At 64.1% G+C, this 24,801-nt stretch carries 28 protein-coding genes; 13 read left to right on the top strand and 15 right to left on the bottom strand.

The features are described 5' to 3' along the window. Position 1: 1 nt before the first annotated feature. The 6 genes from NMP98_RS04520 to NMP98_RS04495 all read right to left on the bottom strand — a co-directional run bounded on the left by NMP98_RS04520 (position 2) and on the right by NMP98_RS04495 (position 6,406). On the bottom strand, positions 2 to 931 hold the full coding sequence (locus tag NMP98_RS04520) for an ABC transporter substrate-binding protein (RefSeq protein WP_254860364.1): 930 nt from the start codon (positions 929 to 931) through the stop codon (positions 2 to 4). Positions 932 to 1,050: 119 nt separating this feature from the next. Then, complete coding sequence (locus NMP98_RS04515) at positions 1,051 to 1,926, bottom strand: DUF4382 domain-containing protein (protein WP_254860363.1); 876 nt, start codon at positions 1,924 to 1,926, stop codon at positions 1,051 to 1,053. A 144-nt stretch (positions 1,927 to 2,070) separates the two neighbouring features. Then, the gene (surE, locus tag NMP98_RS04510) at positions 2,071 to 2,847 is read right to left on the bottom strand and encodes a 5'/3'-nucleotidase SurE (protein WP_254860362.1); all 777 of its coding nucleotides are present in this window, start codon (positions 2,845 to 2,847) and stop codon (positions 2,071 to 2,073) included. 56 nt (positions 2,848 to 2,903) lie between these two features. Beyond that, the gene (locus NMP98_RS04505; RefSeq protein ID WP_254860361.1) at positions 2,904 to 4,325 is read right to left on the bottom strand and encodes a small ribosomal subunit Rsm22 family protein; all 1,422 of its coding nucleotides are present in this window, start codon (positions 4,323 to 4,325) and stop codon (positions 2,904 to 2,906) included. Next, positions 4,322 to 5,053, bottom strand: a complete 732-nt coding sequence (locus NMP98_RS04500) for a prephenate dehydrogenase (RefSeq protein ID WP_254860360.1) — start codon at positions 5,051 to 5,053, stop codon at positions 4,322 to 4,324. The genes NMP98_RS04505 and NMP98_RS04500 overlap by 4 nt, the downstream gene beginning before the upstream one ends. A 183-nt stretch (positions 5,054 to 5,236) precedes the next feature. Continuing rightward, positions 5,237 to 6,406 (bottom strand): M24 family metallopeptidase, encoded by a 1,170-nt coding sequence (locus tag NMP98_RS04495; protein ID WP_254860359.1) that lies wholly within the window; start codon positions 6,404 to 6,406, stop codon positions 5,237 to 5,239. A gap of 78 nt (positions 6,407 to 6,484) precedes the next feature. Between NMP98_RS04495 and aroA the strand changes: the two genes are divergently transcribed. Continuing rightward, entirely contained in the window at positions 6,485 to 7,795 is a 1,311-nt protein-coding gene (gene aroA / locus NMP98_RS04490; protein ID WP_254860358.1) for a 3-phosphoshikimate 1-carboxyvinyltransferase, read from the top strand. Positions 7,796 to 7,812: 17 nt separating this feature from the next. Here aroA and NMP98_RS04485 read toward each other — a convergent pair whose 3' ends face one another. The 3 genes from NMP98_RS04485 to NMP98_RS04475 form a co-directional block, all read right to left on the bottom strand. Further along, a complete protein-coding gene (locus NMP98_RS04485; protein WP_254860357.1) occupies positions 7,813 to 8,202 on the bottom strand; it encodes a MaoC/PaaZ C-terminal domain-containing protein in 390 nt (129 codons plus the stop codon). Positions 8,203 to 8,337: 135 nt separating this feature from the next. After that, complete coding sequence (locus tag NMP98_RS04480; protein ID WP_254860356.1) at positions 8,338 to 11,379, bottom strand: sensor histidine kinase; 3,042 nt, start codon at positions 11,377 to 11,379, stop codon at positions 8,338 to 8,340. Positions 11,380 to 11,434: 55 nt separating this feature from the next. Then, positions 11,435 to 12,070: a helix-turn-helix domain-containing protein gene (locus NMP98_RS04475; protein ID WP_254860355.1), complete on the bottom strand. Its 636-nt coding sequence runs from the start codon at positions 12,068 to 12,070 to the stop codon at positions 11,435 to 11,437. An 85-nt stretch (positions 12,071 to 12,155) separates the two neighbouring features. On the opposite strand from NMP98_RS04475, the gene paaA reads away from it, so the two are divergent. From paaA to paaE, 5 genes are read left to right on the top strand one after another with little or no spacing between them, the layout of a single operon-like run. Next, the gene (paaA, locus tag NMP98_RS04470; RefSeq protein WP_254860354.1) at positions 12,156 to 13,097 is read left to right on the top strand and encodes a 1,2-phenylacetyl-CoA epoxidase subunit PaaA; all 942 of its coding nucleotides are present in this window, start codon (positions 12,156 to 12,158) and stop codon (positions 13,095 to 13,097) included. 2 nt (positions 13,098 to 13,099) lie between these two features. Then, on the top strand, positions 13,100 to 13,429 hold the full coding sequence (locus tag NMP98_RS04465; RefSeq protein WP_254860353.1) for a phenylacetic acid degradation protein PaaB: 330 nt from the start codon (positions 13,100 to 13,102) through the stop codon (positions 13,427 to 13,429). Further along, entirely contained in the window at positions 13,429 to 14,262 is an 834-nt protein-coding gene (paaC, locus tag NMP98_RS04460) for a 1,2-phenylacetyl-CoA epoxidase subunit PaaC (protein ID WP_254860352.1), read from the top strand. Before NMP98_RS04465 ends, paaC begins: the two co-directional genes overlap by 1 nt. Then, on the top strand, positions 14,255 to 14,689 hold the full coding sequence (gene paaD, locus NMP98_RS04455; RefSeq protein ID WP_254860351.1) for a 1,2-phenylacetyl-CoA epoxidase subunit PaaD: 435 nt from the start codon (positions 14,255 to 14,257) through the stop codon (positions 14,687 to 14,689). The genes paaC and paaD overlap by 8 nt, the downstream gene beginning before the upstream one ends. Further along, a complete protein-coding gene (gene paaE / locus NMP98_RS04450; RefSeq protein ID WP_254860350.1) occupies positions 14,686 to 14,856 on the top strand; it encodes a 1,2-phenylacetyl-CoA epoxidase subunit PaaE in 171 nt (56 codons plus the stop codon). The genes paaD and paaE overlap by 4 nt, the downstream gene beginning before the upstream one ends. 19 nt (positions 14,857 to 14,875) lie before the next feature. Here the strand turns inward: paaE and NMP98_RS04445 are convergent, their stop codons facing one another. After that, positions 14,876 to 15,805, bottom strand: a complete 930-nt coding sequence (locus tag NMP98_RS04445) for a twin-arginine translocation signal domain-containing protein (protein ID WP_254860349.1) — start codon at positions 15,803 to 15,805, stop codon at positions 14,876 to 14,878. Between the two features lie 133 nt (positions 15,806 to 15,938). Here NMP98_RS04445 and NMP98_RS04440 point away from each other — a divergent pair, with 133 nt between their 5' ends. Beyond that, on the top strand, positions 15,939 to 16,448 hold the full coding sequence (locus tag NMP98_RS04440) for a hypothetical protein (protein ID WP_254860348.1): 510 nt from the start codon (positions 15,939 to 15,941) through the stop codon (positions 16,446 to 16,448). A 1-nt stretch (position 16,449) separates the two neighbouring features. Here the strand turns inward: NMP98_RS04440 and NMP98_RS04435 are convergent, their stop codons facing one another. Further along, positions 16,450 to 17,235: a sulfurtransferase gene (locus tag NMP98_RS04435; RefSeq protein WP_254860347.1), complete on the bottom strand. Its 786-nt coding sequence runs from the start codon at positions 17,233 to 17,235 to the stop codon at positions 16,450 to 16,452. A gap of 252 nt (positions 17,236 to 17,487) precedes the next feature. On the opposite strand from NMP98_RS04435, the gene NMP98_RS04430 reads away from it, so the two are divergent. The 3 genes from NMP98_RS04430 to NMP98_RS04420 all read left to right on the top strand — a co-directional run bounded on the left by NMP98_RS04430 (position 17,488) and on the right by NMP98_RS04420 (position 19,809). Beyond that, complete coding sequence (locus NMP98_RS04430) at positions 17,488 to 18,348, top strand: sulfurtransferase (protein WP_254860346.1); 861 nt, start codon at positions 17,488 to 17,490, stop codon at positions 18,346 to 18,348. A 107-nt stretch (positions 18,349 to 18,455) separates the two neighbouring features. Beyond that, on the top strand, positions 18,456 to 19,082 hold the full coding sequence (locus NMP98_RS04425; RefSeq protein ID WP_254860345.1) for a ferritin family protein: 627 nt from the start codon (positions 18,456 to 18,458) through the stop codon (positions 19,080 to 19,082). Between the two features lie 145 nt (positions 19,083 to 19,227). Then, positions 19,228 to 19,809, top strand: a complete 582-nt coding sequence (locus NMP98_RS04420) for a hypothetical protein (RefSeq protein ID WP_254860344.1) — start codon at positions 19,228 to 19,230, stop codon at positions 19,807 to 19,809. Between the two features lie 104 nt (positions 19,810 to 19,913). Here NMP98_RS04420 and NMP98_RS04415 read toward each other — a convergent pair whose 3' ends face one another. Together NMP98_RS04415 and NMP98_RS04410 are read right to left on the bottom strand one after the other, a co-directional pair. After that, positions 19,914 to 20,348: a DUF1810 domain-containing protein gene (locus NMP98_RS04415; RefSeq protein WP_254860343.1), complete on the bottom strand. Its 435-nt coding sequence runs from the start codon at positions 20,346 to 20,348 to the stop codon at positions 19,914 to 19,916. Between the two features lie 114 nt (positions 20,349 to 20,462). After that, a complete protein-coding gene (locus NMP98_RS04410) occupies positions 20,463 to 21,707 on the bottom strand; it encodes an inorganic phosphate transporter (protein ID WP_254860342.1) in 1,245 nt (414 codons plus the stop codon). Positions 21,708 to 21,927: 220 nt separating this feature from the next. On the opposite strand from NMP98_RS04410, the gene NMP98_RS19535 reads away from it, so the two are divergent. Continuing rightward, positions 21,928 to 22,059 carry a hypothetical protein gene (locus tag NMP98_RS19535; protein ID WP_367997260.1) on the top strand — a complete coding sequence of 44 codons (132 nt, stop codon included), beginning with the start codon at positions 21,928 to 21,930 and terminating at the stop codon, positions 22,057 to 22,059. Between the two features lie 15 nt (positions 22,060 to 22,074). Here NMP98_RS19535 and NMP98_RS04405 read toward each other — a convergent pair whose 3' ends face one another. Together NMP98_RS04405 and NMP98_RS04400 are read right to left on the bottom strand one after the other, a co-directional pair. Further along, positions 22,075 to 22,473 (bottom strand): alpha/beta fold hydrolase, encoded by a 399-nt coding sequence (locus tag NMP98_RS04405; protein WP_254860341.1) that lies wholly within the window; start codon positions 22,471 to 22,473, stop codon positions 22,075 to 22,077. Between the two features lie 88 nt (positions 22,474 to 22,561). Next, entirely contained in the window at positions 22,562 to 23,032 is a 471-nt protein-coding gene (locus NMP98_RS04400; RefSeq protein ID WP_254860340.1) for an FKBP-type peptidyl-prolyl cis-trans isomerase, read from the bottom strand. A gap of 273 nt (positions 23,033 to 23,305) precedes the next feature. Between NMP98_RS04400 and NMP98_RS04395 the strand changes: the two genes are divergently transcribed. Together NMP98_RS04395 and NMP98_RS04390 are read left to right on the top strand one after the other, a co-directional pair. After that, entirely contained in the window at positions 23,306 to 24,145 is an 840-nt protein-coding gene (locus NMP98_RS04395) for an NOP5/NOP56 family protein (RefSeq protein WP_254860339.1), read from the top strand. Next, entirely contained in the window at positions 24,138 to 24,767 is a 630-nt protein-coding gene (locus NMP98_RS04390) for a fibrillarin-like rRNA/tRNA 2'-O-methyltransferase (RefSeq protein WP_254860338.1), read from the top strand. The genes NMP98_RS04395 and NMP98_RS04390 overlap by 8 nt, the downstream gene beginning before the upstream one ends. Positions 24,768 to 24,801: the final 34 nt, after the last annotated feature.

Raw genomic sequence — 24,801 nt, 5'->3', positions numbered from 1 at the left:
GTCAGTTCTCTGCGGAGTCGCTACTCCAACCTTCCGGAACGTACTGTTGGAAGTCGGGGTCCTCGGACAGCGCCCGCGGGAAGAACAACTGTTCGCCGTTGGCCTCGTAGCTGTCGATGATATCCTGTCCCTCGGGACTGGTGATGAACCCGATGTATGCCATCGCCAGGTCGTAGTTGACGTTGTCGTGGACGGCGGGGTTGACCGCGATGACGCCGTAGGGGTTCGCGAGGATTTCCGGGCCGTCCTCGATGGGTCCCTGGACGAGAATCGTGAGGTCGATTTCCGACCGCTGGGAGAGGTACGTCCCGCGGTCCGACAGCGTGTACCCACTCTGCTCGTTGGCGATGTTGAGCACCTGCCCCATCCCCTGTCCGGTCTCGCGATACCAGTCGCCGGCGGGGTCGACGCCGGCTTCCTCCCAGATGATGAGTTCCTTGGTGTGCGTCCCCGAGTTGTCGCCGCGGGAGACGAACGTGGACTCCGATTCGGCGATGGTCGCAAACGCCTCCGTCGCCGAACCCATCCCCTCGATGCCCGCTGGGTCGCTCTCCGGCCCGACGATGACGAAGTCGTTGAACATCAAATCGCGGCGGTTCACACCGATGCCGTCGCGCATGAACTCGTCTTCCAGCGACCGGGCGTGGACCATCACCACGTCCGAGTCGCCGTCGCGGGCGGTCTGTAGCGCCGCACCCGTCCCCTGTGCAACGGTGTCGACGGTGACGCCGTACATCTCCTCGAATGGGGCGTTCAACTCGTCGAGCAGTCCGGTGTCGTCGGTGCTCGTCGTCGTCGTGAGGGTCAGTGTTTCCCCGGCGACGCCGGGGGCGTCGTCGTTTTCGCTGCCGCCCAATTGTGCACAGCCAGCCAGTCCGGCAACCGCACCTGTCCCGAGTGCCGTGATGAATCGACGGCGTTGTATCGGCATAGACACATCGATGGCAGGGACCATCAAGTAAGTTACGCCGAGGAGTAACCACTAACCGTTACAATTTACGCGAAAATTCGCGTCCAAAAATCGATTGTAGCTACGTTTCGGAACGTCGATTACGCCGATTCGTTGCCGTCCGATTCGGGCGAGTCGGTTGCTTCCGGCGTTTCGGTCGGTTCGGCGGTTTCGGTCCCGTCGTCTTCGTCGTCTTCGTCCTCTTCCCCATCCTCGTCGTCATCGTCGTCGACTTCCTCGACTTCGACATCCGCACCGGCGACCCCACTCTCGGAGATGACCGGTTTGAGGATGTAGCCGTTGTTGGGGCCTCGCTTGACGACGTTGATGTCGAAGACGAAGCTCACCTCCCCGCCCTCCTCGACTTCGAACGTCTTGGTAATTTGCAGTTTCTCGCTGGGGAGTTTCACGTCGACTTCTTCGCCGTCGACGATGCCGACCACGTCGGAGGCGTGGAGCTCGATTTTCGTGTAGGTGCCGGCTTCGAGTTCGCCCTCCAGCACGGAAATCGCCTTGTCGCCGACGACCTCGGTCAGGTCGACCGTTTCGCCCTCGAGGTCGAGTTCGGTGAAGCCGCCCTCACCGTCTTCGTCGTCCTCCTCGTCATCGTCTTCGTCGTCCTCGTCTTCGGTGTCCGTCTCCTCCGTCTCGGTCCCCTCCTCTGTTTCAGTCGGCTCCTCCGTCTCGGTCGGCTCGGCGGTTTCGGTTCCCTCGGGAGTTTCCGTTCCGTCGTCATCGTCGTCTTCCTCGTCGTCGGCAGCGCGGAACACTCGTGCTTTCGAGAGGGTGACATCCAGCGACTCGAAGTCCCCGATGTCGGCCGGTTGGTCGCTGATGAGCAGTCGGAACGTCCCCATCGCGGACCCACCGTTCCCGCCGTTCCCACTGGGACTTTCGGAGCCGCCGTTGCCCGTACAGCCAGCGACGAGAGCTGTTCCCGCGCCCGCCGTGGCGGTCAGGAATCGTCGTCGGTTCATATCGTATCGGCCTCCGTCGTCAGTTTGCGTTGCCGTGTCTGTCGCATCGTTGATTCGTACTCGACAGCGACATAAACGGTTGATGGCCGAACGCGGGCCAGAAGGTTCATCAGTGAACTCTTGACCCGACGCTCGTCGTTCGGTTCACCCGTCGTAGGCTTCCGCCAGTCCGTCGAGGGCCTCGTGGCGGGTGGTCGTGTGCGGTGCCGTCAGCGGCGAGACGCTGACGCGGCCCTCGACGACCGCGCGTCGGTCGCTGCCCTGCGGGTCGGGGACGGACCCCTCGGCCATCATCTCCCAGATGCGGTCGCGAATCGTCACCGTCCCGCGCTCGTTTTCGGCGTCCATCTCGTAGACGTGTGAGGGGTGGGTGATTTCCATGTCGGCGTGGCCCTCCTCGGGCGGCAGCGGCGCGTTGACGTTCAGATAGTCGGCGTCGTCGAAGACGCCCGCACCGAAGGCGTGTTCGATGAGGTACCGGACCGCGCGTGTTGCCTCCGAGAAGTGCTCCGGTTGGGGGGTGAACTCCTGAAACGTGATGTCACCGGCCGGGAAGTACACGGATGCGGCGATGGCCGGGACGCCGAAGAAGGCGGCTTCGACGGCTGCCGAGACGGTTCCCGAGCGGCCGAGGACGTACTCTCCGAGGTTCGCCCCGCGGTTACAGCCGGAGACGACGATGTCGGGGTCGAAATCCATCGCGCCGAGGGCGGCGACGACGCAGTCCGTCGGCGTTCCCTGGACGGCGTAGCCGAGTTCGTGCTCGGTCAGTTCGACGTTTTGCGAGAGCTGTCGCCCGACCGCGCTCTGGTCGACCTTCGGTGCCATCACCGTCACGTCGCCCACCGACTCCAAGGCGTCGTACAGCGCCCGGATGCCGACGGCGTCGATGCCGTCGTCGTTCGTCAGCAGAATATCCATACGAGCCGTGGGTACCGGCGGCGCAAAAGTTCACCGCACGGACCGATTCGGAGTGGTCAGCTAAGCCGGTCGACGACCGTCTCGGCGTCGACGACGAGATTGTACGCCTCCTCGTCGTCGTTCCACAGGACGAGGACGTTCTCGAAGTGAAGCAGCGTGCCGTACGGCGCACGGAGGAGGGATTCGTTGAGCGCCGATTCCCGCGTGAGGACGGCGTAGTGGTCGACGGCCTCCGAACCGTCGCTGATTTTGAACAGCGGATTGCCCTCCTCGGCGAGGTTCGGCGACAGTTTCAGCGCGTCGAGGTCGATTCGGTCGGTGACGTGGGACTCCATCTCGGCCATCTTCGCCACCTCGTCGGGGTCCGGCGTGTATTCGATGGCCCGTTTCCCGTCGGTCCGAACCAGGAGATAGGCGTACTGAACGTCCGTATTCAGATACGTCCCGTCGCCGGCGGCGAGGCCGTCGTCGTTCCCGTCGACTGCGGCCCGGTCGAGTCGGCTCTGGAACGCCGGCGGTTCGAGGTCCGACTGACGGGCGAACGTCCACCCGCGGTCCTCCGGGGACTCCTCGGGCCAGAGTCGAACCGTCGGCGCGTACACGGTCGCGTCCTCGCGGCGAGTCAGAAGGCCACGCTCGATGTTCCGCAACCGAGTCGCCGTTCGCTCCTCTGCGGGCGACAGCGCCACCAGCGTTCCGTCGTCGGTGAGGAACTCCAGATATCGCTTGGCGACCGAGACGGGGTCGTCCAACTCCGAGAGAACGTTGGCGAAGACGACGAGGTCGTACTCGCCGTCGGGGGCGAACGATTCGGCGCGTTCGCGGTGGACCATCGTCGCAAAGCCCGGGCGCGTCTCCTCGAGCATCGCTTCGAGGATGTCCGCGGCAGCGCTCGGTTCGACGGCGTCGTACTCGACGAGGGTCCCCTCGGGAAGGTAGTCATGGATGCCGAGCGCCGGCCCGCCCGTGCCGGCGCCGACCTCCAGTACCCGGAGACGGCGACCGAGCAGCCCTGCTCGACCCACCTCGTCGAGGACGTACTGTATCGCCGCGTAGTAATCCGGCAGGTGGTAGATGGCGTAGGCGAGGGCGGTGTCCTCGTCGTAGGTGACCGCCTCGTCGGCGAAGTACGCCTCCTTCAGGCGGTCGATGCGCTCCCGGAGGCCGGCGCCGCTGTCACCCTTCGGCCAACCGGGGCCGTATCGATCGACGAGGAGGTCTTCGAGGCGGCGGGCGTAGGCCTCGGGGAACCGCTCGACGCCGTCGAACGCCGGGGTTATCGTGCCGTCTTCGACCGGGACGAACGTGCCGTCTTCGCGCTCGCGAACCCCCAACTCGAAGGCGTGTTCGCGCAGCGTCTCGCGGACGACCGCCGGGTGCGGTTGGCCGTCGACGTACTCGTAAATCTCCTCGGGGTCGATGGGTCGGACGTTCCGGAGATACCGGGCGTTGTCGAGGATGGCGTCGGTGTCGGTCATCGTCCCGCCTCCTCATAGAGGTCCAGAAACGACTCGCGGTCGGCCTCGGAGAGCGCGCGTGCGGCCTCGGCGACGGAGTCGCCACCCTCGAAGCGCTCCTGAATCTCGGCGTACACCTCGGGCGTGTTGCCGGCGATTCTGTCGACCAACTCATCGAGCGGTTCCGAGAGGTTGGTCTGGAACCGCGGGTCGACCTCCTCGGCGGCCAACGCGTAGGCTAACACCGCCGTGTGCGCTTTCGCCTGCACCGTCTCCATCGCTCGGTCGTGTTCTTCGGGCGTCGTCTCGAAGACCCTGTTGCCGGCCGCCGAGAGCGATTCGCGGATGGCATCGACCGTCGGCCCGCCCGAATCGACGACGACCGGGAGGTTTCCGGGGGCGTTCGACGCCGAAAACAGCGGGTGAAAACTCGCCCGCTCGCGGCCGTCGGCGTGTGTCGACAGCGCCGCCACCGAATCGCGCATCTCCCCGGATACGTCGACGACTGCCTCGGTCGCTTTTGAGGCGTATTCGGAGATAACGTCGGGAACAGCGGTCATCGGAACGGCGACACAGACGACCTCGAATCGCTCGTCGGTGTCCAGCGGGACTGTCGTGGCGTCGGCCGTCTCGTCGGCAGCCTCTCGGGCCACCTCGGGGTCGCGGTCGGCGAAGGCGACGGCGTCGGCGCCGCTGTGACGGGCGAACCACCGGCCCATCTCTCCCGCGCCGACGACGAGCAGTTGCATGGCGATGGATTGCTCCCCGTCAGTCAAAAGGCGTTCGTCTGGCCCCGAGCGATAGTACGCAGTGGTCGCGTCGAATGGCGGCTCAGGAGTAGGCGTCGTCACAAGGGGCTCGGAGCGGGGGTAGGTGCCTCATCATCGCCGCCGTGTGCCGGTAGGACTGGCGGGGGTTTGTAGCTTACCGGATTACAACACGAGCGATTTCTCGTAGTCAGTGAGGTTCTCGTGGCCGTCTTCGGTGACGACGACGAGGTCCTCGATGCGGACGCCGCCAACTGCAGGGTCGTAGAGGCCGGGTTCGACCGTGACGACGTGGCCGGCTTGGAGTTCGTTGTCCTGTTCGGAGACCCGCGGGAACTCGTGGATATCGAGACCGACGCCGTGGCCCGTCGTGTGGATGAAGCCGGTTTCGGTCGTCTCGTCGCTTCGAAGGGTCGGCAATCCGGCGTCCTCGTAGACGTCACACACCGCGCCGTGGACCTCGCTGCCGGTGACGCCCGCTTCGATGGCATCCAGCGCGGCCTCCTGTGCCTCCAGCGTGAGGTCGTACCACTCGGCGATTTCCGCCGAGGGGTCGCCAACACAGAACGTCCGGGTCATGTCGGCGTAGTACCCCGTCTCCTTCGAGCGCGGGAAGATGTCGATGATGATGGCTTCGTTGGCCGAAAGCGGGCCGGACCCACGGTCGTGGGGGTCGGCGGCGTCGGCCCCGCAGGCGACGATGGTCTCGTCGAGCGCACAGCCGTGGCGCAGGAGTTCGATTTCGATTTCCTGTTTGACGCGCTCGGAGGTGAGCGCCTCGCCGTCGAAAACGAGCGTTCCGTCCTCGATGTCGGCCTCGGCGAGCAGTTCCTCGGCGCGGGCCATCGCGGCCTCGTTTGCCTTCTGTGCCGCCCGGATGTGCTCGACCTCCTCGTCGGTCTTCGTCGCCCGAATGGATTCGACGGTGTCGTCGTAGTCGGCTTCGACGGTCACGCCGAGTTCGCGGAGGCCGTCGGCGGTACCGAGCGGGAAGTCGGCCGGTGTGGCGACCGATTCGACATCGTGGGCGTCGAGGAACGCGGCGAGCGTCCGGTGGCCGCCCTCCGTCTGGCCGTACTCTTCGAGGTTCTTCCGGTGGTCGTACTCGGAGTGGCGTTCGACGGTTTCGGCGCGTGCGTTGCGCTTCGCGCGGCCGTACTCCAGCGCCGAGACGAGGAGATGCGCCTCGCCGGTGTACAGCGTCACGAAGGGGTCGGGAGCGGTGAAGCCGGAAAGGTACCGCTGGTCGGAGTCCTCGCCGTCGGCCTCGACGAGGTAGCCGTCGAGGTCCGCCTCCTCGAGAAACGCATCGAGCGCAGAGAGGTCGGGGTTCATACCGGATGCCGGGGGCGGGAGGAGTAAAGCCCTACCCCTTGTCGGCAGGCCTTTGTCGGCGGCCCACCACCCGCCGATATGGACGTTCGCATCTCGCCCTCGCGGGTCCGCGGGAGCGCCCGGGCGCCGCCGTCGAAGAGTTATACCCATCGCGCTATCCTCGCCGCCGGTTACGGTGGCGGGGCGCTCGTGAAGAACCCGCTTTTCAGCGCCGACACGAAGGCGACGGCCCGCGCCGTCGAAGCCTACGGCGGGTCGACCGAACGCGTCGACGACGACCTCGAAGTCGTCGGCTTCGAGGGAGCGCCTGAGACGCCCGGAAACGTCGTCGACTGTGCCAACAGCGGGACGACGATGCGCCTGACGGCCGCGGCCGGCGCCCTCCTCGAGGACCTCGCGGTGTTGACCGGCGACGCGTCGCTTCGCTCGCGACCGCAGGGGCCACTTCTCGATGCTCTCGGTGACCTCGGTGCGCGAGCGGAGTCGACCCGCCGAAACGGACAGGCACCGCTCGTCGTCGGCGACGGCATCGACAGCGATGCAGTGTCCATCCGCGGCGACGTGTCCTCACAGTACATCACCGGTCTGCTGATGGCCGGCGCAGTCACCGAGGGCGGACTCGAAATCGACCTCACGACCGACCTCAAATCCGCGCCGTACGTCGACATCACACTGGAGGTGCTCGCGGACTTCGGCATCGACGCCGAGGTCATCGGCGGCGACGACTCCGAGGTTCGGGCCTCGGGTGCCGAGGGCTTCCGGGTGCCGGGCGGGCAATCCTACGAACCGACCGACGGCGAGTACCACGTCCCCGGTGACTTCTCGTCGATGTCGTATCTGCTGGCGGCGGGCGCTCTCGCCGCCGACGGCGAGTTGCTCGTCGAGGGGGCCTACCCCAGCGCACAGGGAGATTCGGCCATCGTCTCCATTCTCGAACGAATGGGCGCGGACATCGAGTGGGACCGCGCGAACGGCGCGATTTCGGTCGCGGAATCCGAACTGGAGGGTATCGAGGTCGGCGTCGCCGATACGCCGGACCTGCTGCCGACCATCGCGGTACTCGGCGCCGCCGCCGAGGGGGCGACCCGGATTACGGACTGCGAGCACGTCCGTCTGAAGGAGACCGACCGGGTCGCCGCGATGGCCACGGAGTTGACGAAGATGGGCGTCGACGTAGAGGAGTACGAGGACGAACTTGTCGTTCACGGCGGCGGCCTCGAAGGCGCCACCGTCGAAGGCTACGAGGACCACCGCATCGTCATGTCGCTGGCCGTCGCTGCACTCGTCGCCGACGGCGAGACGACAATCGAGGGCGCCGAACACGTCGACGTGTCGTTCCCCGAGTTCTTCGAGGTGCTGTACGACCTCGGTGCGGACGTAGAGAAGTAAGGCTCCCTCGGCGTTCGCTACTCGTAGACCACGCCGTCGCTGTCGCCGGACAACACCACCTCGTCGTCTTCGTTGCGGCAGACGTACTCGGTCTGGAGACGGACTCCGTCATCGCGTTCGGTGACGGAGGTGACAGTCATCGCACAGCGGATTTCCTCGCCGGTGTACACCGGTCGGTGGAAGGTGTAGTTCAACTCCCGGGCGATGTAGTTCAAATCGCCGCCGATTTTCGTCGGGAGCGTCCCCGTCAGGAGGCCGTGGACGACCAGTCGGCCCTCGTCGTCGGGTTCGACGTGATGTGGGTTTTCGTCCTCCGACAGTTCGACGAACTGCTCGACATCGGCAGGGGTGAACGTCCGACTGTGCGTGAACGTCTCGCCCTCGGTGAGCGCGTACGGGTCGACCATACGCCGTCCCTCGAAGGGCATCCGCTTGAACGTTTAGCGGTTTATGAGCAAATGTTGTGACTATCGAGCGAGGATATCACGGTATGCCATGCCGGATTCCGTTCACGCGCCGGGGGCGTCGAGTGTCGTGCGCCGTCAGGCCTCGGGGCGCGGCAGCGACAGGACGACGGCGCCACCGTCGTGGTCATCGTCGAACGACAGCGAGCCGTCGAGAGATTCGACGACGTAGTGAGCGAGCCACAGTCCCAGTCCCCGACTGTGGTCGAGTTGCGTGATGTCTCGCTCGCCGGAGACGACCTGCCGCTCGCGTTCGGGGACGCCGGGACCGTCGTCCTCGATTCTGATGGTGACCGTCTCGTCGTCGACCGACCCGCTGACCGTAACGTTGGGCGCGTCGCCACCGTGTAACGCCGCGTTCTCTACGAGTTCCACGATGGCTTTCCGCAGCAGGTCGTCACCGTAGACGGGGACGCCCGCCACGTCGGTTCTGAACGTCGCCTCGGTGTTTTGGGTGTGTGCCCGTTCGATGGCGTCTTCGACCACCGACGAGAGATCGACAGTCTGATGATCGACGTCGTTCCCGGCGGTGTCGAACGCCCGTTCGATGTCACGGACGTTCTCGGTGATGGCGGCGATTTGCTCGGCGGCGTCGCTCGCGCTGTCGACGTATTCGAGGGTTTCACCATCGGCGTCGTCTCTGAGAAGGTCCAGATACCCCTGAACGACGCCGATGGTGTTCCGGAGGTTGTGACGCAACACCCGGTTCAGCATCTTGATGCGCCGTTGGTCCGCCTTCCGGTCGCTGATGTCGGTGTAGATGCCGAACGCGCGCGGCCCCTCGGTCGCCCGGCCGTAGGAGACACCGCGGAAGAGGAACGTCCGTACCCCGTTCGGCGTTTGCCGACTCACCTCGATAGGGTCGGTCAACGCTTCAGGGTCGAGTTCGTCGAGCCGTTCGGCTTCCGGTCGGTCGCCCTCGGGGACGATGAGGTCGTTTGTCGACTGGCCGACCGCCTCGGCCTTCTCGACGCCGAAGGTCTCCTCGAACGAGCGGTTGACGTCCCGGATGATGGGTCCGTCGTCGGTCAGCGTCGCGTCGGTGATGGCGTCGGGCGACTGCTCGAAGAGGTTCTCGAAGCGCGCCCGTTCGGCTTCGAGTTCGCTCCGGTCGCGGACGACGCCGACGCTCCCGAGGAACTCCTCGCCGGGGTACTGCGAGAGTTCGATTTCGACGGGCAGTTCCTCGCCGTCGACGGTCAGAAGTGCCGTCTCGTAGCTTCGACTTCCCGCTGTCTCCATCCGGTGGAGGTCGGCCAAGAGCAACTCACCCGTCTCGTAACCGGTCTCGGTGAGGAATCCCTTGACGGAGCGCCCGATAAGCGAGTCGGGGTCGACGCCGAGCGTCTCGGCTAGGGGGTCCGTTACCAACCGAAAGTCGCCATCTGCATCGATGAGAAACACCGATTCCCGGACGCTCTCGTGGACCGCACGGTACTGTCTGAGTTGTGCTTCGCGTTCGGTGCGGTCGAGTGCGGCTTCCGCGTTCGTCGCGAGAATGTTTGCGAGACTCCGTGCCCCGTCGTCGATTCCGTCGGGATTTTCGCTGCCGATAGATAGTGTTCCGTGCTGGCCGAGCGGTATCGCGACCGCCGCGCGTATCGGGCCGTAGGAGTCCGGAATCGGTCTGTCGTGTTCTTCGGTGTCGAGAATCCGTTGTCGCTGGAACGCCGTCCCCGACAACCCCTCACCGGGGACGTACGCCGGGAGGGGCTCCATCTCCTCGGTGGCCTTCTCGCTGAGGGCCGTGGGGACCAGTCGGTCGGCCTTCTCGTCGTACAACCGGACGGCATTAAACGAGAGTCCGAGGATATCACCGGCGGCCCTGCTGACGATTTCTGCGATTTCCGTCCGGTCGGTCGCACTCATCAACTCTCGGGTCGTCGAGTGAAGGTCGTTGAGCGCTCGTTTGCGACGCTTTTCGTCGGTCACGTCTCGGAAGAACACTGACAGTCCCTCGTCGGAGGGGTACGCTTCGACGCCAAGGTGAACGCCGAGCGGCTCGTAGTACGCTTCGAACGACTCCGGTTTTTGAGTCTCCATCGACCGTCGGTAGTGCTCTTCGAAGAGCCCACCAACGGCGTCCGGGATGGCCGCCCAGAGGTTTTCTCCCAGGAGGTCGCTTTTTGCGTAGCTCTCCGCCGCGGCCTCGCTGAGAACCTCGTATCCGCTGTCGTTAACGTAGGTGATACACCAATCGGTATCGAGCGCGAAGAACCCGTCGTCGATGCGCTCTAAGACGGTCTCGAACTCGTCTCGTGCCGTCTGCAGTTCCGCCTCCCGGTGTTCTCGTTCGAGTTCATAGCTTGCACGGTCGATGAGCAACTCGACGAACGTCCGCTCGGACTCTGTGAACGAGGCCGCTCTCGGTTCGGTCCCACCGAAACACACCGTCCCGTAGGCCTCGCCGTCGATACTGAGCGTGCCACCGAGATAACACCGCAAACCGGATTCATAGGCCGGGTCATCCTGCCAGCCGTCGGTCGCGTCGGCGATTGCCAACAGCCCGTTTCCGCGGACGGTCGCTTTGCAATAGGCTTCTTCAAGCGGAAACACGTCGCCAGCGTCGAACGCGGCATCGCCAGCGACGGCGAGCATCTCCAACGTCTTCTTGCCCGTATCGATGGAGGTGGCAAAGCCGATGTCGAGGTCCAGATACTCCCGGCCGACTTCGAGGATGCGTTCGAGTTTCGCCTCGAAGTCACCGTCGCCGGTCGAAAGCGAGTGTAAATCGCGCAACGCCCGTTCGTTGCGCCCAGCCGGGGCGTCGCTGCTGTCGACCACCGCGTGTATCCGTTCGGCGAGGGTCTCGTCGCCGTTCGTGAACAGCTCCGTCGGTGCGTACTCGACGCCGAGTCTGGAGGCGAGTGCTCCGACGCCGGGGTCGGCCGCTCCAGTGACGATAATCGGGACCTCTGGGATTCGTCGCCGGAGGCCCTCGGTAGTGTCGGTCCAGCCGTCGTGGGCGGAGATGACGACGCACTTGGTTGTGCTGTCGACGGCCGCCGCAGACGTGACTCGTTCGAACGGGACCTCCGGGAGAAGTTCGGCTTCGATTGTGGTCCCCTCGGGAGGACTGACGTAGGTTACGGTCGGGGTCTGCACGTGTTCGCTGGGCACCCACTCTCAAGAGGTACCTCAGGGTAATAAACGGGTATGTAGGCTTGCCGACGGTTTAGGAGAATACGGCCCCAAGGAGCCTTGCCTGTCCCCGCCGCAGCCGCTCCAGAAACGCGGATTTCGAAACGCCGAGTTCCGCCGCGACCTCCGCGGAGGTCACGTCTTTCGGGACCTCGAAGTAGCCCATCTCGTAGGCAGTTTCCAACGCGAGGGCCTGTCCCGGTGTCAGATTCCAGCGCGTCTCGACGGCGGTCTCGCCGTCGTCGCCCAGCGGCGAGATTCGTTCGAGTTTCACGCCGACGGCCTCTCCCGCCGCCTCGAGGACGCCGTGAAGTACCTCTTGGCCGACGACCGCGCCGACGTGTCGCTCGACGCCGTCGCGGTACTGAACCGAATCGACGAGAAACCCCTCGTCGATGAGTTCGTGGATGACACAGCGGTCCTTCGAGAGACAGCGAAAGGTGTGGCGGCCGTCGACGCTCGTCCGATGGAGATATCGGATGCGGTCGTCGGCATCGAGGGAGTCACCGACGGCGGCGTCGACGGCCGAAAACCGCAACAGCGTGTTGCCGTCTCCCCGTCGGAGCGGTGGTGCGGCCTCGATGGGTCCCTCGGCGCTCCGAGATGCCGCCGCAAGCGGGCAGTCGTCGCCGGTAACCCGGAACTCGACGACGAGACACTCCGAAATCATGGGGCTTGTTCGCACGATTCACATTTAAAACCAGTCCATAGGCTGGTCAAACAGTATGTTAATTCATGATAATAGTTCGCGTGGGATGGACATCGACACAGTGAAACGGCGCGCCGGGCCGCGGGAGTTCGGCCCCGGCGACGACATGCCACGGGAGTATCGGGAAGCCGCCACGCGGATGATTCAGTTCCACGCCAACAGCGAAATCATGGGCGCCTACATCGAGCGTCCGTTCATCCGGCAGGCGCCGAGTCTCGACAGAAAACTCGCCATCTCGGCGCAGGTCCAAGACGAGGTCGGCCACGGCCAACTGCTGTACCGGGCCGCCGAGGAGTTGGGCATCAAAACGCGCGAGGAGATGCTGGAAGAACTCGAAGCGGGCGAGGGGAAGTTCCTCAACTGCTTTCACTACCCGTTGGACGACTGGTACGAACTGCCGATGATAATGTTCTTCGTCGACGGCGCGGCGATGCGCCGGCAGGCGACGCTGAAGCGCACCTCGTGGGAACCGTACGCCCACGCCATCGACAAGATTTGCTTCGAGGAGGGGTTCCACATCAAACACGGCGAGGACATCCTGCGGACCATCGCTACGGGGTCGAAACGCGACCGCGAGCGTCTGCAGGCGGCCTTCGAGAAGTGGTGGCCGCGCATCCTGCAGTTCTTCGGGCCGACAGACGACCAATCGACCCACGGCGAGTTCGCGATGGAGGTCGGCCTGAAGACGATGAGCAACGACGACCTCCGGAACGCCTTCCTCAACGCCTACGTCCCGAAGGCGGAGAAGTACGGCCTCGAACTGCCGGAGTACCCCCGCGTCGAGTACCACGAGTCCGACGACTACTACGAGGTCTACGAGGAGGACCTCGACTGGGAGGAGTTCTTCACCGTCGCGAAAAACGAGCACCCAACCGGCGTCGGTCAAATCGAAAAACGCGAACGCACGCAGGCGGCCGTCGAGTGGGTTCGTGAGGCCATCGAATCCCCCGAGCAGGGCGGGGTAACCCCTGCGACAGCGGACGATTGACCATGATTTGGGAAGTGTTCAGACAGGAAAAAGAGAAGGACTACCACACCCACGTCGGCAACGTCCACGCGCCGGACGCCGAGTTGGCGAAACAGTACGCCCAGATTATGCACGCCCGCCGGAAGCCGGCCAACAGCCTGTGGGTCGTCCCGAAAGAGAAAATCGAGACGGTTCACGCCGACGACCCTGGAACCGAGATGGGCGGCACCACCCAAAAGCAGTACCGCTGGGCGACGAACTACAACACCGACGAGACGTTCGCCGAGGAAATCGAGGCCAGCCAACGCGAACAGGAGGAAGCCGAACGCGACCTCGCGGAGGCGGATAACTGATGGTCGCGACCGAGGAACTGAGCGACCGCGAGCGGGCGGCCGTCGAGGCGGAACTCCGGACGCTGGCCGACGACGAGTTCGTCGTCGCCGAACGCTACACCGAGTGGCAGGTTCGCGGGCCGACGCTGGAGGCCGATATCGCCATCGCGAACATCGCCCAAGACGAGTTGGGGCACGCCCGCCTGTGGTACGACCTACTGGAGGCGTTCGGCTACGACCAGGTCGACCTCATCTGGGAGCGCGACCCCGACGACTTTCGTCACACGACGCTCGTCGAGTTGCCGTTCGAGGACGGTGACTGGGCCGACTGCGTCGTCCGCGGCTACCTCTACGACACCCACGAACACCTGCGTCTGCAGGCGCTCGAAGACAGTGCCTACGTACCCATCGCCGACCGAGTGGGGAAGGTCCGCGGCGAGGAACACTACCACCGCGAGCACGCCCAAAACTGGCTTGAACGGTTGGCCGAGAGTCGAGAGGGACGCGAGCGTGTCCAGGGGGCCGTCGACCGACTGTTCCCTCACGCGCTAACGCTGTTCGAGCGGACCGACCACGAGGAGGCCATCGTCGACACCGGTGTTCGACCGGAACCAATCGCGGACCTCCGAGTGGAGTGGCGTGATATCGTCTCCGGGTTCCTCGCTGGTCTCGGTGTCGAGGTACCGGTCGAGTCAGCCGAGGAACTGCTTCCCGAGGCTCGCGGCCGAAACGGCATCCACACCGAGGCCTGGCGGTCGCTGTACGACGAGTTCACGTTCACCTACCGACAACTGGGGCGGAGCGAGGCGCCGTCGCTGATGCCTGCCCCCGAGGAGGCCGATGTCGATGTCTGAGCCGCCCGAGCAACCGGACCCGGACCTCTTCGAGGGCGGCCCGGAGTACTGTGCGTACACCGACTACGAGGCCGGCGACGCCGCGGACGGGTTGCCGGCGACCGGCGAGGGGGCCACCGGCGTCGAGGCGGCGGTCTGGAGGCGACTCCACGAGGTCGAAGACCCCGAAATGCCGATCTCGGTGGTCGATTTGGGACTCATCTACGGCCTGACCGTCGAGGGGGGCCACGCGACGGTGACGATGACGCTCACATACACCGGCTGTCCGGCGCGTGATTACCTTCAAGAGGACGTACGGCGGGCGGCCGCGGCCGCGGAGGGCGTCGAGACGGCCACCGTCGAGTTGGTCTGGAGCCCCGAGTGGAACGTCGAGATGGTCACCGACGACGGCAAAGCCGACCTCCGTGAGTTCGGGGTGTCGGTATGAGACGGCGACCGGACCCCTCGACGGACACCGATGCCGGCGGCGAGGCGGCGACTTGCCCCTACTGCGGGTCGGAGAACACCGACCGAGAACACCCGAAGGGGCCGTCGCTGTGTCGGTCGATGCACTACTGTCGGGACTGTGGGGAACCCTTCGAGGCGTTCGGCTGACTGCGACGAGAGCGGGACGCTACCACACCGATGGCGAGTACTCGAAGGTCAGGCCGTCGACCGTCTCCGGCGGGAGGCCAACGTCTTCGAACATCTGTCGGAACACGTCACGATACTCCTCTTCGGGAATCTCCTCACCGACCGGCAGCCGAACCTCCAGATTGAATCCACCGAGTCGGTCGAGTTTGAGCCGGTACGTCCGAGAGCCATCGCGGTGGACGATAGCCATACTCTGGACGATGAAAGAGACGGTTGCAAACCGCTGGCCGTCCAAGAGAGATGTCTCGTTGTACCAGCCGTCGCCGCCTGTCTCGGAGCCGAGAACGTCCGTTCGTTCCGACTCGATCGCTCCGTAGAAGGCGGGAAAATCGAGCGCCTCGCTCACCTCGATTCGAGGGATGTCAGTCCCTTCGGCGGCCTGCTCGCGCAACGCCGCGGCGTACTCCCGGGCATCCGTCTCGGAAACGTCGAACGCCAGCGTGAACTGCTTCGTGAGCCACGTCTCCGGCGGCACGGAATCGACCGGAATCCCCTCGACTGTACCTCGGTCGTCGAACAGCGATGCCGACGGCTGCTCGCCGGTGAGTGAGACTTCCAGAAACACCGTCTCGGTGTGGTAGCGGGCGAACCCAAACACCCGATAGTCCGGGCCGAACTGCTCGTCGAGGTCGGTGAGTCCGTCGGGGTGGACTCCTCTGGGTTCCTCGGCGTTGACGTAGTACGGCTCCTCAACGTCGTAGCCGGCTTCGCGAGCCGCCGCCATCACGGCGTCGTAGTCGACCTCGAACTGTCCGCTGTCGGACCAGTAGGTGGCGTGGTCGGCGCCGAGTATCGAACAGCCGGCGAGTGCGGCAGTCAGCCCCGTCGCTGTGAGTGCGCTCGTCCCCTTGAGTATGGACCGTCGACTCCAGCGTCGGTCCGGAGCGGCAACCGATGGAGGGGTATTCATGTCATAGAACACGTCATTTGTTCGAATAAATATGCCGGGTGTTCCATCCTGTACGTCGAAACCTACACGGGTGACTCAAAAGTCCGTTTGAGTCTCCTGAAGGCCCTTATCGGTACGCCCAGTAGTTCGACTCATGAAGCGTCGTGCCCTCCTCGCTGCCGTCGGCTCGAGTACCGTCGCCCTCTCCGGCTGTCTCGTCGGCCTCGACCCGTTGAACTACGGCGATTCGAAGAAACCGGACCCGTGTACGGTCGACCGGAGAGCCCCCGTCGACCCCGGCGGCCAGATGGAGCCGCGAGAACTCCCCGAGCGTCCCGAAGAAAGGACCGACGAGACCGTCGAATCGTATCTCCGGGCGTACGAGAGCGCGTACCGTCAGCACCTGATTCTCTCGGAGAACACGACGGCCTACGGCCACAGCGAATCGCTCGAATCGATACGGGAGGTCGAACGCGGCTACCGCGTCGAGATGCGGACGAACTTCTATTACGAGGAGGATACCGACCGCGGGGAGGTCCACACCGACAGTCCGTACTTCCGAGTTCACTATCTCCTCGCGGATGACAGACTCCTGCGGGCAGCGGGGGAGCGCCACGACGCCGAACTGACGCTGGAGGATGCGAAGACGATGGAGTGTTGGTGAGCTAGTCGGCGGTTTCCAACTCGCCTCCCTCGGCTTCCCACTCCGTGAGGCTCCCCTCGTAGAAGGCGAGGTTCGGATAGCCGAGATGCCGGAGGACTGTGTAGGTGTGGCTGATGCGACGGGCGGTGTTGCAGTACAGGAGGACGCGCTTTCCCGGCGTGATGCCCCGTTCTTCGAGGAGGCTCCGAATCTCGGATTCCGGGTTGATTCCTCGACTGTCGTCGTCGACGAGTTCGCGCCAATCGAGGCGGACCGCTCCGGGAATGTGGCCCTCCTCGTACTCCCATTCCTCGCGGGTGTCGACGATGACGGTGTCGGCATCGTCGATGGCTGACTCGACGGCGTCGAGTCCCACGAGGGGGCCGTCGGTCCGGAACGACGCCTCGTAGTCGGCCGATTCGGTTGGCGGTGTCGTCTCGCTGACGGGGTGTTCGAGGCTCCACGCGGAGTAATCGCCGTCCAGCAGGTGGAGTCTCTCGGGGTCGTGGCCGTACAGTTCGGCGGTCACGAGCAGCCGCGCGGCGAAGACGCCGTGCATGTCGTCGTAGGCGACGATTTCGTCGTCGGTTCCGATACCGACATCGCCCAACAACTCGGCGAAGGCCTCGGCGCCGGGAAGCATGCCGGCCTCGCCGTCGTCTTCGGACCGGAACGTCTCGAAGGGGACGTTCACCGCCCCGGCGATGTGACCGATGCCGTCGTACTCCCAGGCGTCCCGAACGTCGACCACGTGCACCTCCTCGAGTCGGTCGGCCAACCACGCCGCCGACACCACTACGTCGCTCATATCCGTTTCTCCGGCTACGACGGCTTCAATCCGTTCACTCGGCGGCGCTCGGAGATAGCGGATTATTTTGCTGGTACGTGTCCCGCAGGCCACTCGCCACTCCGATCCGTCTCCCGACGACTCTCCAGCGTCGGGGGTCGTCGAGAAACGGCGCGACAGTAGCGGCAACTGTTGCTGGTAGATGGGAGGCGTGGCTGAACGTGCCGAGAGTCGTACTGTTATGGTCGTGGTTGGAGTAATAGGGGTTGTAACATGAGCGACTACGCGAATCCTGACGTACTTGTCTCGGCGGACTGGGTGGAGGACCACCTCGACGCCTTCCAGAGCGACGACCCGGACTATCGCATCCTCGAAGTCGACGTTGACACGGAAGTGTACGACGAGGAGGGCCACGTTCCCGGCGCAATCGGCCTCGACTGGGAGCGAGACCTCCGCGACCAGGTCCAGCGGGACCTGCTCTCGAAGGAGGACTTCGAGGCCCTGATGGAACGACTCGGCATCACCGAGGACACCACCGTCGTTCTCTACGGTGACAACGCCAACTGGTTCGCGGCCTACACCTACTGGGAGTTCAAGTACTACGGCCACGACGACGTGCGCCTGATGGACGGCGGCCGCGACTACTGGGTCGAAAACGACTACCCGCTCACCGACGAGGTGCCGGAGTACCCATCGACTGAGTACGCCGCAAGCGGCCCCAAAGAATCCATCCGTGCCTACCGCGAGGACGTCGAGAAGGCCATCGACAAGGGCCTGCCGCTCGTCGACGTTCGCTCCCCCGAGGAGTACTCCGGTGAGATTCTCGCGCCGCCGGGACTGCAGGAGACCGCCCAGCGTGGCGGCCACGTCCCCGGCGCGGAGAACATCTCGTGGGCCGACGTGACCAACGACGACGGCACGTTCAAGACCCGCGACGAACTCGAAGAGCTCTACGCCGAGTACGGCATCGACGGCGGCGAGACGACCATCGCCTACTGCCGTATCGCCGAGCGCTCGTCGGTTGCGTGGTTTGCGCTGCACGAACTGCTGGGCTACGAGGACACCTCCAACTACGACGGTTCGTGGACGGAGTGGGGCAACCTCGTCGGCGCCGAAATCGAGACCGGCAACTGAGCCGACATCGGTTCTCGCATTTTTCACGGCCGATAGCCCCGCAGCCGTCGGTATCGACCCTACCTCGGACCGCTGGTTACAAGCGCTCACCGAACTTACACCGGCACATGACAGATTCGGAGTTCGTCGAGTCGGTTCGGGAGGCAAACAACACCGCGCTCTCGCGGCTCGGCTCCTCGAAGTCGCTGTACGCCGACACGATGGGCGAGATGGACATCGATGAGGTGCTTCGGGCCGCCGCGACGGCCGAACATCACGCCGCCGAGACCTACGAGACGTGGGTCGAGACCGTCGACGGGGACGTGGCCGATGCCTTCGCCGAGACGGCCGAAGAGGAACGGGACCACTACGACACCGTCGTCGGCGAACTGGATGACCACGACCCCGGCGAGGTGCCCGCCATCCAGTCGTACCTCCGCGGCCTCGACGACGACATCGAGCGTCTCGGTGGGTTCGTCGGCCGGACGCTGGCGGCCGAAAAGTCCAAAGAACAGATGACCGGCTTCTTCGTCGGCAAGGCCGACCCACAGACGGCGAGTCTGTTCCGCGGGATGGGAGACGACCTCGATGCGCAACTCGAACGCGCAATCACGCTCCTCGAAGCCCACTGTGGCGACGACGAGGACTGCTGGGAACGCGCCGAGGAGGCCGCCTCCGAGGCGATTCAAACGGCCTACGAGGAGTACACCGAACGGCTGGAGTCGATGGGCGTCAACCCCAAACCGGTCTGCTGAGAGAGACGGAGCGGCGTGTGAGGGCCACCCGTGTGAGGGCCACCCACTGTTCTTGCGCTGCCATCGCACGCTCATCGGCCAGTTGGTTTTTGTCGACTCATCGAGTCCCCTCGTCCAATGAGTCGCACACGGAGGTCGGTTTCCGGTGGTCGTCGATAGGCTCCGTCGGGACAGACAGAAAGGCACGAGCGGGAAGTACCTCGTCTCCACCGGCCTGTTCGTGTTGGCGGCCGGACTGTTCACCGAGACGCTCGCGTGGCGGTTCGGGGTCGCCGGTGTTCGCATGTCGGTTCTCGAGGTCGGATTGCTGATTCTCGGGGTTGCACTCGGGCGGTTGCTCGTTCGCGTCATACTCCGCAAACTCAAACGAACCGTACTGAAGGGCCTCGCCGTCGGCGGCCTCTCGCTTGGCGTCGGCCTGCCGGCGCTGCCAGCGGTCGCATCGATACCGTTCGCCGGCCGCCTCGCCAAGCGCCTGCCGCACCGTGAATTTACCGAACGGCTCCCGTGGTTCGGCGTGTCCCGATTTGAGCGCCTCTCCCGCGCGGTCGGCGGCAAGCGGGGCGTCGGGTTGGGTGGCGTGAGTGGAACGCTGTTCGTCTACGGGACCGAAGCGGGCAAATTGAGCGACACCTACGTCGTCTTCGGTCACCGGCTGGAACTGGCAGCGATTTTCGCGCTGCTCGCGGTTCCCGGCGCGGTGATTTACGCCGTTCGCAACGTCTGAAAGTTCCGTTCTGGCTTGCGTCGAGCCCCCACCGACGCGCAAATCTGAGCCACTGCGGGACGCCGTGGACGGACACACTCACGGCATCCAGAAACAGAGGGCGATTATTCCGAGATGAACTCCAAGGTTCTTTCGTCGCGCTCACCGTCGTAATACTTCTCTAAAGCCGTTCTGAACGGGGTTGCATCATCTGCGACTGTCTCGAAGAGCGTCATGGATGACTGAAACTTCAGGTCATCCGGTGACCCGAAAACATCGTTCGCAGAGCGTCCATCGATGCCATTGACGGTTTCCGTGCATTCGCGCAACCGAGGACCCAATATCGGATGCTCCAGATAGGCTTCGGCCTCTTCGCGTGAGGAGATCCCATATCGCTGTGCCTTCCGACTACTGCCGAGGCCAGCCACTTGCGGGAAGATATACCACATCCAATGAGTACGCTTCTGGCCCGAGTTGAGTTCCTGTTTCACCTGCGAAATCACCGGGTTTTGTGCCTCAACGAAGCGCTGCAAATCGTACCGACCACCCGAGCCAGCCATTACCACGGAGTGTATGCTAGGTTGTCGGATATACTCTTGGTTGGCTCCATTGAACTCACATTGCATATTTGACTTGGATGTGGTCGATGTAGGATTCGTTCGAGTGGCCGGCACTCACAGCAGAAACGCGAACACCGGGTAAGAGGTGACAATCGCCAGCGACGGCGTCAACACCCACATCGTCACGATACGCTTGGCCGCTCTCGGGTCAAAGAGACTCCGCTCGTCGAGGTCGGCCGGTCCCTCCGCGCCGACGCCCGGTACGTCCGGAATCTCCTCCGGCTTTTCTGCGGGTTTCTCTTGTCGAGCGATATCTCCGATGGTCGGGCCAGCAGGGGCCTCCTCGACGCGTGAGGTAACCAATGCCCCTGTCGCGACTTCTAAATCCGGACGCTCGGGTGCTGGCGTCGCTAACTCCGCTAGTGTCGCTGCCCGACTCGCCCGGCCCCACCCGAGCCCAATAATCGTCGATGTCGTACTTACCGCGAGACTCGCGGGAATGCCGAAATAGGAGAGCATCGTGATAACTGTACCACCGACCACGGAGACAATCAGTGACGCGAGAATCGGCAGCTCCGTAATATTGTCACCAACCGTCTCCAGCGTGCGACGGGCGATGGTGAAACTGCCCAAACCGAAAGCCGCCACCGCGAGCAGGACGCCCTGATTGACGGTGAGCGAACCCCCCTCGCCGACGAGGGGAGCCACAGCGTTCGCCGCGTTCGACGCTCCCGCAGAGAACGCCATATAGCAGGCGATGAGAATCACCAAGAGAGACCCGACGACGTCCTGTGGTGATGCGTTTACATTTAGATACGGGCGTGGAATCGCCCCCGAGCGGTCGAGTTGGATGAAATGGAGGTCGAACTTCGTGAACGCGATGTAGCGGTCGAGATATGGGTAGATGTACCGCCCGACTACGACGCCGATGACGAAGCACAAAAGCGGTGCGACAATCCACGCCGAGACGATGACGAACATGAGTGCCCGATTGAGGGTGCCGGATGCAAGACCCAAGCCGACGATGGCACCGACAGCCGTCATCGAGGTCGAGGCTGGAACGCCATAGAGATTCGAAATCAACAACGACGCGCCTGTGAAAAATAAGACAGCGACGCTTGCAATGGGCGTGAACTGAGCCGCAGGCACGATACTGCTGCTCATCGTCTCGATGACGTTCCGGCCGACGGTCCACGCACCCAAAAAGCCGAAGCCGACGAACAAGGCGCCGGCAGTCGGCTTCCGAATCAAGCGTGAGCCGACTGCCGGACCGAACGCTACGCCCGTCGACGAGCCTCCGATATTGAACCCCACGAATACGGCGACAGCGATACCAACGACGGTTAGTACCAACACCATCGTATCAAGCTTGAGTCAACATTGCCTGACTTCCATATATAACTCCGGGAGCCAGCCCCGAGTTGGTGTTGGTCAGGGTTTACGACGGAACCAACACATACCCATATCGAAGGTTTGGTGTTCGACTTACGGCTCCGTTCGGTGCTGCCGCCCTCCGCTTGCCCACGGCACACTTCGGTCACCGTTCGCAAACGAGAACGCGCAGTCATGATACTACGAAATCCCTCGGCAAACGAGCGTCCGAGATATCGTCGAGGTAATAGGCTGTTCGAAGAGTACTGCTGCAAATCATCCACGAAACACAGAGCCACGGCGTGTACGGCATTACAACGATCGTTCCGCTACAAAATAATCAGTTGAGGCGGAGTCAGTTGCCGCTCTCCGGAACTGGCGTCTCCGTTTCGTCGATGAAATCGCGCACCGCAGCCATGACGCGGTCCGGCGCTTCTGTCGGACCGCCGTGACCGACGCTCTCGAACTCGACCAGTTGACTGTTCGAGAGGGCGGCATCCACTGCACGGACACCGTCTTGGAGGTGGGGTGGCCCCTCAGTCCTGGTCAGCAAAAGCACCGGCGCGTCAATATCGAGTGAGTCCGGGAGACTGTACTGCTCGATAGCACGGTTGATTCGTGCGATGTCCTCAGTAGCCCCCGACCCAACCCGTTCAAGGTCGTGTTGGGCAACAGCGACAGCGCGAAGAATAGCGACCCGAGTATCGTCAGCACGAGGTCGAAAGACATCGGTAGCTGAACGAGTGTCGCTCATGGTCTTTTGTACGTAGTTCCAGTTCGGCGGCGGTATTGAAACTTCGTTCGGGGGTCCGCAATCAGGCCAAGAAACCCCAGCGTCGGGGTTAGTTGATGTCGATAATCTCGATTTCGAAGGTGAGCGTTTCGCCGGCGAGTCGCGGATTGAAGTCCACCCGGACGACATCCTCGCCGACGTGGATGACCTCGCCGGGTTGGCCGTTCTGTGCTTCGAGATAATCGCCTTCTTCGGGCAACTGGCCGCCGAGCATCTCCCGAAGTTCGTCGGTCTCGAACTCCTGGATATTCTCCTCGCTCGGCTCGCCGTAGGCCTTCTCCGGGGGAATCGTCAGCGTCGTCGTCTCGCCGGCTTCCAGCCCGATAAGTCCCTCTTCCATGCCTTCGATGACCTGTTCGGCACCGACGTCGACGGTCAGCGGTGCGTACTCTCGGTCCGGTTGGGCTTCGGCCAGTCCTGCTTCTTCGGCGACGGCCTCCCGTGAGGTGTCGAAGACCGTGTCGTCGTCCAGTCGACCCGTGTATTCCAGCGTTACAGAATCGCCAGTAGCAATCGTCATGGGTAATCGAGGAGCGACACGCGGAAAAGCCATTGCATCAAGAGATTACAGCGAAGACGTTGCCGAACTCGACTCCGACTCACGGAGTGGCGGTGAAATACAACCTCCTCGGAAGGGTGTTTTCGATGAGGTCCATTTCGCCGACATCAGGGCGATAGCTGGACAGCTGTTACAGAGAGCAGTAGCGAACCTCTAACCGAGCTTCTCGGCCCTCGGTGCCGACAAACGAGTGACACCGGGACACCTATGTGACCGACTCCGAAACGGGATACCATGAACGAAGCCGACCCCTCGTCCGGGGGGTGGTTCGAGAACGTCGACCGCGAGGACGCCGAATCGGTCACCGAGGCGATTCGGACGGGCAGTGCCGAATCGCCGGCGGCGTGGCCGGAGCGCGCAGTCGAGTCGGGGTTTGCCGACGAACGAGACGAGTACTACGAAATTCTACACGATGCGACGGTGCGAGCGACGCGAGAGGCCGTACAGGAGGCAGAACGCTCCGATGACAAACAGTTGATGCATAGCATTCGGGCGATGGACGACTGTGAGCGCGTTGCCAACGAACTCGCCGAACGCGTCGCCGAGTGGGCCGGGAGCAGACACGAGGATGCGGAGACGGGGGTCGAATACGCCCGAGAGTTAGCAGAGACCGACGACGATGACCCGCTCGTCTCGCTTTCGCGTCGGGTCCGTGACCTCGACGACGAGGCGGACGCACTCAGGGCACACGTCGAGCGGACGGCGCCGGAGGTGGCGCCGAACCTCTCGGCGCTGGCCGGGCCCGTGTTGGCGGCCCGACTCATCGCACTCGCCGGCGGACTGAAGCAACTCGCCCGCAAGCCCGCCGGGACGGTTCAGGTGCTGGGCGCCGAGGAGGCGCTGTTCGCCCACCTCCGAGGGCGGGCGCCGTCGCCGAAACACGGCGTCATCTTCGTCCACGAGGCGGTTCAGGGAACTCACCCCGACAACCGGGGCTCGGCGGCGCGTGCGCTGGCGGGCAAACTCTCCATCGCCGCTCGCGTCGACCACTACTCCGGGGAGCGGAAACCGGAACTCGACGCCGAACTCGCCGAACGCATCGAGCGCATCCAGGCGCGTGATGTCGATGAGTGACCTGCCGGCGGGCGTCGAGCGCCGCGCCTTCGACGGCCGCGAGTCGCTGGCGACGGAGGGAGAGTCGGTGTACGGCGAGCCGACCGTCGACGGCTGGCGGAAGTGGGACGTTCGTCGCTCGAAACTCGGCGCGATGTTGGAGAAGGGAATGGACACGAACCTCGCCGGCGGCGAGACGGTGCTGTATCTCGGCGCGGCGGCGGGGACGACGGTTAGCCACGTCGCCGACTTCTCGGGGCCGACCTACGCCGTCGAGTTCGCGGCGCGGCCGGCGAGGGACTTACTCGATGCCGCCGAACCGCGAAAGAACCTCTTCCCGCTGTTGAAGGACGCCCGAAAGCCGGAGACGTACGCCCACGTCGTCGAACCGGTCGACGTCCTGATTCAGGACGTGGCCACGCGCGGACAGGCGAAGGTGGCGCTCGCGAATCGACGGTTCCTCGACGACGACGGCCGACTCCTGTTGGCCGTGAAGGCCCGAAGTGAGGACGTGGCTCGGGACCCCGATGCGGTGTTCGAGGAGACGCTGACGGCGCTGAAAGACGGCTACGAGATACTTGAGACGCGGTCGCTGGAGCCGTTCCACGACGACCACCTCGCGGTCGTCGCCCGACCGGAGTAACGACAACCGTCGGGCGCAATCACTATGCGCTCGG

The organism is Natronomonas gomsonensis (assembly GCF_024300825.1).
GTDB lineage: Archaea > Halobacteriota > Halobacteria > Halobacteriales > Haloarculaceae > Natronomonas > Natronomonas gomsonensis.
The sequence above is the reverse complement of the archived record's forward strand: the minus strand, read 5'-3'. Positions and strand labels throughout refer to the sequence as shown.